The 13,298-nt window shown below is 42.1% G+C and carries 13 protein-coding genes; 10 read left to right on the top strand and 3 right to left on the bottom strand.

The window, feature by feature from the left end:
• The first annotated feature begins 156 nt into the window (after window positions 1-156).
• The 6 genes from AC805_RS18940 (at window position 157) to mfd (ending at window position 6,261) form a co-directional block, all read left to right on the top strand.
• A complete protein-coding gene (locus tag AC805_RS18940; RefSeq protein ID WP_055076839.1) occupies window positions 157-543 on the top strand; it encodes a hypothetical protein in 387 nt (128 codons plus the stop codon).
• A 106-nt stretch (window positions 544-649) separates the two neighbouring features.
• The gene (locus AC805_RS18945; protein ID WP_009625110.1) at window positions 650-979 is read left to right on the top strand and encodes a DUF433 domain-containing protein; all 330 of its coding nucleotides are present in this window, start codon (window positions 650-652) and stop codon (window positions 977-979) included.
• Between the two features lie 3 nt (window positions 980-982).
• Entirely contained in the window at window positions 983-1,324 is a 342-nt protein-coding gene (locus AC805_RS18950) for a DUF5615 family PIN-like protein (protein ID WP_072143683.1), read from the top strand.
• 14 nt (window positions 1,325-1,338) lie between these two features.
• Window positions 1,339-2,172 carry a hypothetical protein gene (locus tag AC805_RS18955; RefSeq protein WP_055076841.1) on the top strand — a complete coding sequence of 278 codons (834 nt, stop codon included), beginning with the start codon at window positions 1,339-1,341 and terminating at the stop codon, window positions 2,170-2,172.
• 154 nt (window positions 2,173-2,326) lie between these two features.
• Window positions 2,327-2,893, top strand: coding sequence for a Uma2 family endonuclease (locus AC805_RS18960; protein WP_055076842.1), 567 nt, complete (start codon window positions 2,327-2,329; stop codon window positions 2,891-2,893).
• Between the two features lie 29 nt (window positions 2,894-2,922).
• Window positions 2,923-6,261, top strand: a complete 3,339-nt coding sequence (gene mfd / locus AC805_RS18965) for a transcription-repair coupling factor (RefSeq protein ID WP_055076843.1) — start codon at window positions 2,923-2,925, stop codon at window positions 6,259-6,261.
• A gap of 21 nt (window positions 6,262-6,282) precedes the next feature.
• Here mfd and AC805_RS18970 read toward each other — a convergent pair whose 3' ends face one another.
• The 3 genes from AC805_RS18970 to AC805_RS18980 form a co-directional block, all read right to left on the bottom strand.
• A complete protein-coding gene (locus AC805_RS18970; RefSeq protein WP_055076844.1) occupies window positions 6,283-6,735 on the bottom strand; it encodes a PIN domain-containing protein in 453 nt (150 codons plus the stop codon).
• On the bottom strand, window positions 6,732-7,085 hold the full coding sequence (locus tag AC805_RS18975; protein WP_055076845.1) for a hypothetical protein: 354 nt from the start codon (window positions 7,083-7,085) through the stop codon (window positions 6,732-6,734). Before AC805_RS18975 ends, AC805_RS18970 begins: the two co-directional genes overlap by 4 nt.
• Window positions 7,086-7,209: 124 nt before the next feature.
• On the bottom strand, window positions 7,210-8,013 hold the full coding sequence (locus AC805_RS18980; RefSeq protein WP_055076846.1) for a hypothetical protein: 804 nt from the start codon (window positions 8,011-8,013) through the stop codon (window positions 7,210-7,212).
• A gap of 148 nt (window positions 8,014-8,161) precedes the next feature.
• Between AC805_RS18980 and AC805_RS18985 the strand changes: the two genes are divergently transcribed.
• The 4 genes from AC805_RS18985 to AC805_RS19000 form a co-directional block, all read left to right on the top strand.
• Window positions 8,162-8,710 (top strand): hypothetical protein, encoded by a 549-nt coding sequence (locus AC805_RS18985; RefSeq protein WP_055076847.1) that lies wholly within the window; start codon window positions 8,162-8,164, stop codon window positions 8,708-8,710.
• A gap of 34 nt (window positions 8,711-8,744) precedes the next feature.
• Window positions 8,745-10,118: a caspase family protein gene (locus AC805_RS18990; protein WP_055076848.1), complete on the top strand. Its 1,374-nt coding sequence runs from the start codon at window positions 8,745-8,747 to the stop codon at window positions 10,116-10,118.
• A 38-nt stretch (window positions 10,119-10,156) separates the two neighbouring features.
• Window positions 10,157-12,025 carry a caspase family protein gene (locus AC805_RS26520; protein WP_055076849.1) on the top strand — a complete coding sequence of 623 codons (1,869 nt, stop codon included), beginning with the start codon at window positions 10,157-10,159 and terminating at the stop codon, window positions 12,023-12,025.
• 40 nt (window positions 12,026-12,065) lie between these two features.
• Window positions 12,066-13,298 (top strand): helix-hairpin-helix domain-containing protein (locus AC805_RS19000; RefSeq protein ID WP_156341477.1); only part of this gene is annotated, 1,233 nt, incomplete at its 3' end.

The raw sequence follows: 13,298 nt of genomic DNA on the forward strand, positions 1-13,298 counted from the left end.
TCTTTGCATCTTTGTGGGGATATGTGAAATTGGAGGTTCTTAAACTCAATTCTAAGCTCAATCATTTTGCTCTCAAATCCAAATTGTATATTAAGGCTTTGCAGCAATCTTACTTGGAATGGCAATCCCTGAAACCTTTTTAGACTTCTGCGTAAGGTGAGTTATTTAAGAAACTATGATTATGAACTTGCTATCTCTGATTTTAACAGAGCATTAGAAGATAACAAAGACAATAATTTATCCCTGAAAGAGTTTGTATTTTATCTTCATCTTAGGGGTGAAGCTAATAGAAGAATATGGGAAAAAACTCAAAGCGATGAAAACATGAAAAAAGCTTTAAAAGACTATGACTATGGAATAAGTCTTAACAGAGAAGATCCTTATCCTTACTACGGTAGAGCAGAATTATATATGGCTATAGGTGATAAACAACAAGCTCTTATTAATTTAGAAAGAGCACTTTTTTACTTTGAAAGAGATTCTAATGAAAAAAGTAATGTCAAAATGGTAAGAGAAAAAATTCAGAAGCTTAAACCGAAATAGGCTAGAAGAGATTGCGATCGCCTATCCACTTAACCATGAGATGACAAGGCGATCACCCTTCATCAGATTGCTACAATAAACACAGTTCTAATCAACTGAAATCGCCATGACCATTCAAGAAATCGAACATCAATTTCTTAACATATCACTCGCCGACCGAGCAGCGATCGTCCAACGTCTTACCAAAACCCTAAGCAAAAGCGGCAAAGGCATCACCAAAACAGCAGGCGTTTGTGGAGGTGAAGCTTGCATTGCAGGAACCCGAATTGCAGTTTGGTTACTAGTCGAAGCCCAACAACTAGGCATCACCGAAGCCCAACTACTACAGGACTATCCCCACATCACCGCCGCCGATCTCGTTAATGCATGGACTTATGCCGAAGCCTATCCCGAAGAAATTGCAGCAGTAATCCTTGCAAATAACGAGGCAGCCTAACCAATGGCACGACTATATGCAGACGAGCAATTTCCACGAGCAGTCAGCCAACTACTTCGGAATATGGGACATGACGTTTTGACAGTCCAAGAAGCTGGTAATGCAAGCTTAGGCATTCCTGACGATCTAGTATTAGCCTTTGCAATTAGTAACAATCGGGCAGTCGTCACCATCAATCGCCTAGACTTTATCAAATTACATCGCGCTAGTTCCGAGCATTTTGGAATTATTGTCTCTACCAACGACAGCGATCGCCCTCGCATGGCAACTCGAATTAATGAAGCGATCGCTACTCAGGAATCTCTACAAGGTAAACTTATTAGAGTTGTGCACCCATCAAGGTAAGAGCGATCACACCAATGTCTGATGAACTAATTGATATTCTTGATCGTATTGCCAAAGGTCAGCACACAGATACTGACATAGCTAACCTATGCCAAATACTAGGATGGAGCGATCGCCAAACCAAACAACAACTTGGTAAATATAATGTCAATATCGGTGAAGGGAAAGATATCCACATAGGCGATCGCAACTATATCTCGTGGAACGAAGAATCCATCCAAGCCTTAATTCAGGCAATTCGCAATTTTCAAAACACAGAAAAGAAAGAAGACCATCTGCAGACCGAAACACTCTGTCGCGATCGCCAAACCCTAGAACAATACTTTAAAACAACACTGGCAAAATTAAAACAAAAAGGATGTTTAGACACCGTTCAAAATGTCACACATAACAGCATCCAATTTAACTACATCGCCAAAATCAAAGACTTTGAAGCAGGATTAGGAATGCGAGGAGAAGCATTCTTTTTCTTCTCTGAATTCTCAGACCTAAAAATGCCAACCTTACAGCAATTCTCGGCTCAATCAATGGTGTATTCTAGAAAATCAGTTAGCCCAGATGCAGCAGGACAAACTTTCTATAATTTTAGAGTGCCAACTCATTTGTGTTTTGCGATCGCGATCGTTGATGAGCTAGATCCAGAAACCAGAATTTCTATCCAAACAACAAATCCATTTGACCTCCGCGTAGATATGCTCTGGTACGAAATCCCCGCAGTTTATGAACTGAGTCAACAAAAGTTGTACTTCTACGACCAACCCACCAACTTTTTCGAGCAATTTAAAGGAGAAATTGTCTGGAAACAACTCCGAACAATTATCCAGCAGATTTTAGGTGGCTGTCCATAAAGCTTTTGATACAATGAAGATAACTCCCATGTTTATAGGAATAGGAGTATCGATACAAATCATCCTAGAAGTCAGCGATCACCTCAGCGAAAAACTACAGAGCGATCAAAGAAAATATCCCTAACAGTCAACCTCTAAGGCAAACCAGAAAAATATGCTTGCCATATCTCAACAACCACCCAGAATGTCCATAAAAGAATATCTTGAATGGGAACCCCAGCAAGATTTACGCCATGAATACATCAATGGTGAAGTATTCGCCATGACAGGCGGCACACTCGCCCATAACGACATCACCCTCAACCTCTACAGAACCCTATATCCCCAAGTGCGATCGCGTGGCTGTCGCATCAACGTCGCCGATGTCAAAGTGCAAGTTACAACCAATAGCCCCTATTACTATCCCGATGTCGTTGTCAGTTGCGATCCTCAAGATCTCAACGCCCGTAAATTCATCCAAAGTCCGACCATAATCGCCGAAGTTCTCTCCCCTGGAACCAGTGCCAGAGATCGCGGCGAGAAACTTACCAACTATCTCACCATCCCCAGTTTACAAGAATATCTACTCATCAATTCTGACAAAATATCAGTAGAACGCTACGCACGCGGCGAAGGCAGAATGTGGCTGTACTACCCCTATATTGCTGGCGATACGATTACCCTATCAAGTCTTGAATTTGAGTTTGCGATCGAGCTTCTCTATGAAGGGATTGTATTTTAACTAGAATAGAAAACCCTTAGTCCCCACCCATGACCTTCACAGCAGTCCTAGAGAACATAGCCCGATCGCCTATCGCCACAAAAATAGGCGAAAAACTGACAACAGCCAAAAGCATATCCCTATCAGGACTATCCCGCTTAGGCAAAGGACTGATTAGCACCCACCTATGTCAGCAACAAACCAAACCCTTACTCATCATCACCGCCACCGTCGAAGAAGCAATGCGATGGGCTTTACAACTCCAGTCAATGTCATGGCGCGTCTATCTATATCAACCCCTTGATACATTTCCCTACGAATCAGCGCAAATAGATTTAGAAACAGCTTGGACAAGGATTGAGATATTAGCGGAACTGCTTGCCAAACCACAGCCTAACCTAGCGATCGCTACCACCATTAACGCGCTACAGCCCCATCTACCATCAACTCAAGTATTTCAAAAACATAGCATCTATCTCAATATCGGCGATTCGCAATCGGTTAAATTACTAGTTTCTGCTTTGGCAAGATTAGGATATGAAGAAGTTAAAGAAGTAAAGGAATCAAAACAATGGAGTCACAAAGGATTTAGTTTTGAAGTATTTCCAATTAATCGAAATCTACCCGTTCGCCTAAGCTGCAATCGTGGCACTGTCGAAAAAATCAGAGAGTTTGACCCCAATAATCCCAAAAGCTTCACTGACCTATCCAGCATCGCGATCGCCCCTGTCGATTTGCATGAGTTTGTTTCTGCTCACAAAGCCACATTACTGAATTACTTACCCAAGAACTTCATTGTCAACCTTGATGAACCCGAACAATGTCAGAGCTATGGCGATCGCTGGTACGAAGCTGCGGAAGAACTTTATCAAAATCAATCGCAATCAGATACACCGAAACTGCATTGGGACTTTGCTAAGTGCGTAACTGAGGCAAAGAAATTTCAAATGCTTCAACTTAGCGAGCGATCGCTTAAACCCAAAGCCAATATTTTTGACTTTGGGAGTTCCTCTATTCCCATAGTTCCCCATCAGTTTGACCAGATGGCAGCGCTGATTCATGAATATCTCAAATCGGAATATCAAGTCACGCTGATTTCGGCGCAACCTTTGCGTGTGGCAACTTTGCTCAAGGAATATGACTGCATTGCTAACTTTGTCAGTGATTCTGATGATTTACAGTCCATTGCGCGAATTCAGAAAGCTGGTAAGCCTGTGATTTTGAAATATTCGGGACTGATGGAAATGCAAGGCTTTGTTTTGCCTAGTTGCAAGTTAGCGCTCCTGACCGATCGCGAATTATTCGGACAGCAATTAATAGCCTCACCAACCTTTGTGCATCCTTCACGAATGAATACGGCTAAGTCAGTTAATCCTGACGAGCTAAATGTGGGCGATTATGTGGTGCATCGTAAATATGGGATTGGCAAGTTTACGCGCTTTGAAACCATTGAAGTGAAGGGGGAAAAGCAACCACATTACATCGTTGAATTTGCTGATGGTAAAACTGCGGTGGCGATCGCGCCAGAAAATGAGAAGATCCTCTCCCGCTATCGCAGTGCTTCTAATAAGCCGCCTAAGTTAAATAGCATCGCCAATACAAAGGCTTGGGATAACGCTCTGAACAAATGCCAAAAGGAGATTTACAAGCTAGCAAGGGATTTACTGCAACTCTATGTCCGCCGTGCCAATTTAGTCGGCTATGCTTTTCCACCTGATACCGATTGGCAACAGGAGATGGAAGATTCTTTTCCCTATCAACTGACACCCGATCAGGTTAAGGCTGTTCAAGATGTGAAGCAAGACATGGAAAGCGATCGCCCAATGGATCGGCTGGTTTGCGGTGATGTCGGCTTTGGCAAAACAGAGGTGGCGGTAAGAGCAATTTTCAAAGCGGTTTGTGCGGGTAAGCAAGTGGCTCTGTTAGCTCCGACGACGATTCTGGCGCAACAGCATTTTCATACGCTCCAAACTCGGTTTGCGGCTTATCCTTTCACAGTGGAGATCGTAAATCGGTTTCGCCCTGCGAAGGAGCGCAAGCAGGTTTTACAACTGGTTGCGGATGGGAAGGTTCAAGTCATTGTCGGTACGCATCAGCTTTTGTCTAAGGATGTTGAGTTTCACGATTTAGGTTTGCTGGTGATTGATGAGGAACAACGCTTTGGCACTTTGCAGAAGGAGAAAATCAAGGCGATGAAGGGGAACGTGGATTTATTGACTTTAAGTGCAACGCCGATTCCGCGTACTCTCTATGCGGCGCTTTCTGGGGTGCGGGAAATGAGTGTGATTGCGACTCCTCCTCCCTCAAGGCGATCGATTCAAACCCATTTATCTGGCTATGATGCGACGTTGGTGAAAACAGCAATTCGTCATGAGTTAGACCGTGGTGGTCAGGTGTTTTATGTTGTGCCGCGCATTGAGGGTATCGAGGCGATCGCTGATTCTTTGCAAGCGATGTTGCCGAATGTGAGATTGGCGATCGCGCATGGACAGATGCAGGAGTCGGAGTTAGAGGCGGCGATGGTTGCTTTTAATAACAATGAGGCGGATATTCTCCTCTGTACCACGATTATTGAGTCGGGTTTGGATATTCCCCGTGTGAATACGATTTTGATTGAGGATGCTCATAAGTTAGGTTTGGCACAACTTTATCAATTGCGTGGTCGGGTTGGTCGGGCAGGGATTCAGGCTCATGCTTATTTGCTGTATCCGCCTAACCTTGAGTTGACAGATTCAGCGAAGAAGAGATTGGATGCGATTCAGGAGTTTAGTCAGCTTGGTTCGGGTTATCAACTGGCGATGCGCGATATGGAGATTCGTGGTTTGGGGGATCTCTTGGGTGAGGAGCAGTCGGGTCAGGCGGATGTGATTGGCTTTGCGCTGTACATGGATTTGCTTCAGGAATATATCAATGAGTTACGGGGGAAGATTTTGCCTGAAGTTGCGGATACTGAGCTTCAGTTGCCGCGTTTGGTGGCTTTCATTCCTGATAGTTATATAGAGGACAATGAGACGAAGATTAATGCTTATTTGACTTTGGCGAAGGTGAAGTCGAAGGAGGAGATTATTAAGTTGGCTGCGGTGTGGGAGGAGCTGTATGGGGCTTTGCCTGAAGAAACGCAGGTATTGCTCAGGGTTATGGAATTGAAGCTGGTGGCGCGTAAGGTTGGGGTGTTTCGCATTTATGCGTCGGAGAATGGGCGCGATCTGTTTATGGACTCGAAGCTGACGGATTCGCTTTGGGAGTTACTTCATGCCAAGATCCCGATTGAGTTCTATTATCGTTTTACTTTCGAGAAGGGAAGAATTAAGATTACGAGTCTGGCTCTTCTCCCTGGAGATAAGCAGGTGCATTTCTTAATTGAGTGGTTGGGCTGTTTTTTGAGTTGAATCTATATTTGTTTCTGTAACTTAGGCGATCGCTTGCCAATATTTGGCATTTACAAATCTTTCCAAATGTCCCACATTCGTTGTGGCTACTACGACAATGCGATCGCTCTGTGATTCGGCAATTAATGATGCTTGTGCGGCAAGGATGACATCGCCATCAAGCGATTCTGGACTGGCTGTTGGTTTACCTGTCTGTCTCGCTTCTGCCCAAAATTCAGCAGCTTTTTGCATCGTTGCTGTGGTCAGGGGTAAATACTCCAATCTGTTTTTTAGCTGATCTAAACGCCTGATACCTGCTAGTTTGTTGGCTCTTAGTAATTCACGTCTAACTTCGTAATCGGTAATTTCAGGAACAATTAATCTATAACCCTTGGCAACTAATCTCTCTGACCAATAGCGACATTCTAGGGTTGCGGGTGTGGAATTAGGGTTTGATAGGATGCCGAGTGGGGCTGAGTCAAGTAAAACAATCATGCGGTAAGGGATAGTGGACGTTCAGTTATCGATTCTTCGCCTAGAGCCTGTTGCAAGTATTCCCATGTCTCTCGCTGTTCATCAGCATCATCTCGGCTATCCCATTCACTGAAAAGATCGCTCAATGCTTTTGCCCTTGCTGCAATTTCTTCTGGTGTCCTTGTTGGTAATATGTAAACGCCTTCAGCATTAACGTAGGGCTGATTGGTGGGGATGGTTGGCTCTGGTTTGGTTGTGATAGTAGATGAGTTTGGTTTGCCAAACCATTGCTGTAGTTGTGTAACTAATACTTCAGTAATTACTGCTTTGAGATCTTCTATGGTTAGATCTGTAATTCTTTTCTGGTTCATTTTGTACCTCCTAAAAGATCTCCAGCGTTTACTACTTATATATTACACCATATAAATCGCTGTTTTAGTTTTCGGCAAATTAAGGGCGATCGCCATTCTCTTTAACTCTTGCTAAATATCAAAACTAAGGAGGAGTGGGAGAAGAATTAAGAATTGTTAGTCGAGCGCCAGTTGTATCGTTTTTGTAAATTGTGATTATGGGAATAGTCAGCTTGGAGTTTTTGTCGGGCAGTGCGGGAAAAATGTGAAAGTAATTTTCTCTATCAATCAGTAAGCGCCAGACTCTTGGTTTATCAGGTTTGCTTGTATCCGTTAACTCTTGACCTAGCAGACGCTTGTATAGATTTTGATCGCCAATAATCCGAAAATCAGAAGAATTCTCTAAGGGCTTTTCTAAACTGCGTCCCAGTGCTGAGTCTTTTGGCATGAGCACGGTGACTACTGGTAATGATGAGGTTTGATTAACGGCATCTTGCCATGCGTCATCTTCTGCTTGCCATCTCGCTAGCCAAAATAGAGATGTAAGGACTATAACAACGATGATAAATTCGTAGATAAGAGATGTGAAAAATTGAATGATATTATTTGGAGCGAGATTAAGGTTAATAGGTAGTTTACTTTTAAGGGTTTTAAGAGATTTTCGGATTTTTTGAATGAGGGCAAAGATTAAACGTATTGCTAAAGGTGCGATCGCTGAAAAAATTATAGTTTTTGATGTTGCCCAAAAGCCCCCAAATAAGGTTTGGAAAGCGGCTAAATAGAAAGATTCTAAGGGTAAGTTTAGGGTGGTTACTTGTAAATTAAAAAAGTGAAAATATGTCCAACGATAAATCCAGCCAGTGAAATAAAGTGCGGCGGCTAGTAGGGCAACTAAACTAATTAACTTACCAAGGGGATTAAATTCTTGATTACTTGGGGAACTTGACATCACAAAAGCCTTTAAAAAGGGTATGTAAAAACTGACTATGAAATTTTAGTGTATCAAATTAGGCTATTAGTGGTTAAAATAAATCATTGGATTGGAGTAGCACGAGTTATCTACAGGCTTATCTAAAAATTGAGGTTAAGATCGGGCAATGAAAGTTACTTTTCGGTGGTTGGCGATTCCTTTAATCTTCTTAATCGCGGTTGGAGGCAATAATGCTGGCATGGCGATTTATACTAATTCGTCATCGGTTAAGAAATCGTCTGTTGCTAGTCAAAAAACTGATTTAGAGGTGGCAGTACCCGAAACTGCTACTATTTCCAGAAATGATGGTAAATCGTCTTTGACTGGAAGTTTAAGTAATTTTAGCGACAAGGATGTGACTATCTCGGCAAATGGCTATTCAGAGGCAGTTCCGCTACCTCAAATTAAATCGATAGAGTTTAATGGTGATGTCTGGATTAAGGGGCAAGCCCTTCCTGCACGTATCCGAGGAATAACCAAAACTTTAGAAGGTCTGCCAGTAGGATCTTTTAAGTTGGATAGTTCGCAAAAAAGTGCGGTAATTAGCTTGAAAACGATGACTTCTAGAGGTTTAGAACGGTTTTTAAAGGATACTGCAAATAAGCCTTTTGGAGTGAAAGCGATTTTCTTACAGCGATCAGATGAACTCACGATTAAGATCGCAGAAATTGAGTAAATTAGAATTAACCTAAAACACCGAAAAGTTGCTTATGTCTCCTGTGAAACGTCTTGTTTCCTTGTCTATCGCTACTGGATTAGCGATTTTTACTGTGGTTGGTTTTAGAACCACTTCACAACAAGCTGTCTTAGCGCAGAACGCCGCTTTGCCGCAACAGCATCAGTTAATTGCTCAAAAGCAAAAGCAGTCTAGAATCGCTTTGGTAATCGGTAATGCTGCCTATGATGAAGGAGCGTTGGCAAATCCCGTTAATGATGCGACTGATATTGCTAAGGCTTTGGAAGAGTTGGGCTTTGAGGTGACTTTAAGGTCAAACTTAAATAAACGGGAAATGGATGAAGAAATAGCAGGTTTTCGTCAAAAATTACGTAATGGTGGTGTGGGTGTCTTTTATTATGCGGGACATGGGGTACAGGTAGAGAAAGAAAATTATTTAATTCCTCTTAATGTAAAACTTTTGAATGAAACAGATACTAAATACGATGCGGTTCCTTTGGGTAAAGTGCTAGATGCAATGGAAGCCGCAGAGACCTCGTGGAATGTTGTCATTATTGATGCTTGTCGCGATAATCCATTCTATCGACGATGGTATCGCAGTATCAACACAAGAGGATTGACTGCCGTTACTCCTCCTAATGGAATAATTATTGCTTATGCGACGAAATCTGGAAATGTAGCAGCAGATGGTATTGGAAAGCGAAATTCACCTTTTACTTCAGCACTACTTGAAAATATCAAAAGAGCCAACTTAGATGTACGTTTATTGTTTGGAGAGGTTACTGAATTAGTTGCACAAAAAACCAGCAAAAAACAAGTGCCTTGGACTGAAGGAAATCTAATTGGCAGCAGGTTTTATCTTAATTCTACGTCTGATAACACAACATCTCCGATACCAGTTAATTCTCCTATTCCAAAACCAATTGCTGTTCCACCTCGTACCATACCAGATTCTACCAAAGTTACTAATGAAAAAATTGAAGGGAATTTTAAAATTAAATTGTTAGATTGTAAAGCATCTGGAGATAGAGTTCTATGTAACTTATCTATTGAAAACATTACATCAATAGATCGAACTCTTTATGTAGCATCTAAACAGCATGGTGGAATTCGGAGTACTGGTTTAGATGGGTTGGGTGTTACTACTATGATTGATGCTAATGGTGCTTCTTATGTTGCAGATACTATATCTTTTGCTAATAAACGTGGAGACGAAACAGGTCAATCATATTTCACTGTTTATGGTAATACACATCCAACACTAAAATTTACCTTCACAGGAGTAGAAAATCCTATCCAAAGATTTGACCTGTTGATTGGAGAACACAAAAAATCGGAAAATTCTATAGAAGGATATAGAATAAGATATTCTGCTAATTCTGATGGTTCGTTTACTTTAGTTCCTTGAGAAAATTAGGATTAGTCTAAAACATCGAAAAGTTGCCCATGTATCCCGTTAAACGTCTTGTTTCCTTGTCTATTGCTACTGGGTTAGCAGTTTTTACTGTGGTTGGTTCTACCACCACTTCGCAACAAGCTGTCTTAGCGCAGGATGTCACTTTGCCCCAACAGCGTCAGTTAATTGCTCAAAAGCAGTCTAGAATCGCGTTGGTAATTGGGAATGCTGCCTATGATGAAGAAATTTTGGCTAATCCTGTTAATGATGCAGAGGATATTGCGGCGGCTTTCAAGGAGTTGGGATTTGATGAAGTAATTTTACTGAAAAATCAGAATAAACGAGAGATTGAGGATGCGATAGAGGCTTTTAGTAGAAAATTGCATAAGGGTAGTGTAGGCGTATTTTATTATGCGGGACATGGGGTACAGGTGGATAAAGAAAATTATTTAATTCCGATCAAGGCAAGGCTTTTGAGTGAGAAAACTGTGCGTTATGAAGCAGTTCCTCTTGGAAGGGTATTAGACTCAATGAAAGCAACAGGAAACTTGTGGAATGTTGTCATTCTTGATGCTTGTCGAGATACTCCGTGGTATCGAAAATGGTATCGCAGCAGTGGTAATTCAAGAGGATTGACTGATGTTAAGGCTCCTCGCGGAATAATCGTTGCATACGCAACCGAAGAAGGAAGTGTAGCAGCAGATGGAACGGGACAACGAAATTCGCCTTATACTTCGGCATTGCTTGAAACGATTAAAAAAGCCGATTTGGATGTACGGCTAATGTTCGGAGAAGTTGTTGAATTAGTTGTGAAGAAAACTGATCAGAAACAAGTACCTTCGACAACCAATAATTTAATCGGTGGTAATGGATTTTATCTCAATCCTACACCTAAAACAATACCTCCAATAAGCAATTTAATCCCGCCAGAGCGAAAGGTTGATGTATCAACAGCAAATACAAATACTGGTATTACATCCTCTTCTACAAGTACACCTTCGACAGTATCAAAAAAGATGCAAGCCTTCTTGAAGGTAATCCGTTTTGTAGAAGGAACGGATGACGAACTTGGTTACAACAGGATGAAGTTTACAGATGTCGCATTTAAATCATATGCAGACCATCCTAGACAAATAAATTGTACATTGGATAGACTATGTACTGATGCTGCTGGAGCATATATGTTCTTAAGTACAACATGGGATCAGATCCGCAAATCACTTAATTTGAAGGACTTCTCTCCGTCCAGTCAAGACAAATCGGCGATCGAACTAATTAAGGAGGTAGGTGCTGCCACCAAAATAGAAAATGGCGATATACAGAGTTCAATATATTCTATCTGCACAATATGGGCAGAGATCCCTTGCTCAGATGGGAAATCTGCTTACGGACAGCAATCTGTTCCAATATCTTTACTAACTCAAAAATATCAAGAAATTTTATCTAAACTTAACAGCAGTAAAATATCAACATCACTTAATGTTGATAAAGAATTACCAAGTCCTATAAATTCAGGGATAGGTAAACTCATGCGTCCGATTAATAAATCTGCTTCCATGTATTTCGGGTGGCGACCGAATCCCATTACTGGAGAGACAAGATTACATAAAGGTGTGGACTTTATAGCAGAGTCTGGTACAGACATTTTTGCTGCTGAGAGTGGAGAGGTAATCTATGCAGGATATGAGAGTGGTTATGGCGACATCGTAGAAATAGATCATGGTAATGGATTAAAAACACTTTATGCTCACTGTAGTAAAATCTATGTTAAAAAAGGAGATAGAGTGTTTAGAGGGCAAGTAATTGCCGCCGTTGGTAGCACAGGAAACGTTACAGGTGATCTACTTCATTTTGAAGTGCTAACTCTTAACAATGGCAGTTGGATGTCAATTGATCCTACCCTCTATTTGGATATATAAATGGTAAAGCGATCGCTACATTTATCCGTCCCTATGGCTTATGCCTGACAACACCGACTACCTCCAAGGCATCATCGAACGCCTCACCTTTCACTCCGAAGAGACAGGCTATACCGTAGCGCGGCTAAAAGTCCCCAAGGCTCAAGACCTAATCACCGTAGTCGGTAACTTTGCCAATATCCAAGCAGGACAGACTCTCGCTCTAGAAGGTACATGGCGATCGCATCCTAAATTTGGCGACCAGTTCCAAGTCACTCAATACCGTGAAACTAAACCCGCCACAATTACAGGAATTGAGAAATATCTGGGCAGTGGTTTGATAAAAGGCGTGGGACCAGTCACTGCGAAACGTATCGTTGCTCATTTTGGCTTGGATACCCTTGACATCATTGAGAATGAGATTGACCGTCTGATTGAAGTTCCTGGCATTGCCAAGAAACGGGTGAAGATGATCAAAACTGCTTGGGAAACGCAAAAGGCGATTAAGGAGGTCATGGTATTCCTGCAAGGACATGGTGTATCTACCACCTATGCAGTCAAGATTTTCAAGCATTATGGTAACGATTCCATTCAAACTGTTTCCGAAAATCCCTATCAACTGGCGACGGATATCTATGGGATTGGTTTCTTTACTGCCGATCAGATCGCTCGGAATATTGGTATTGAAGTTAGTTCCGAGTTTCGCAGCATTGCGGGAATCTTTCACTGTTTGGGAGAAGCTGCTGAAGAAGGACATTGCTATTTACCACGCCCAGAACTAGAAGAGCAAGCAATCAAACTACTTACCCTCGAAGACTATCAGCCAGATCCTGAAACCATCTCTAAAATTGTTCTCCATCTCTCCATCAACGATCGCTTGGTGATGCAGGGCTTAGAAGGAGAGTTCATCTGTTATAAACCTACTTACTTCCATACTGAACAGAATCTTGCCGAACGGGTTTATCAATTATTGCAACACAAACACAATCCAGATCCCGAACGAGTCAATGCTTGGATCGATCGCTACACTAGTCAAAGAAATATCCAACTCTCGCCCAAACAACGGGAAGCCGTAGAGATGGCGGCAAGTTCATCGGTGTTAATTCTCACAGGTGGACCGGGGACAGGGAAAACTACCACCACCCGCACGATTGTTGCACTTTGGAAAGCAATGGGTAAGGAGATTGCTCTCGCTTCGCCTACGGGTCGGGCAGCGCAAAGATTACAGGAAGTCACGGGCTGTGAAGCGAAGACAATTCACCGTTTTCTAGAGTTTGACCCGAAATCAATGGGC

It is taken from the genome of Pseudanabaena sp. 'Roaring Creek', assembly GCF_001402795.1.
Taxonomy (GTDB): Bacteria; Cyanobacteriota; Cyanobacteriia; order Pseudanabaenales; family Pseudanabaenaceae; genus Pseudanabaena.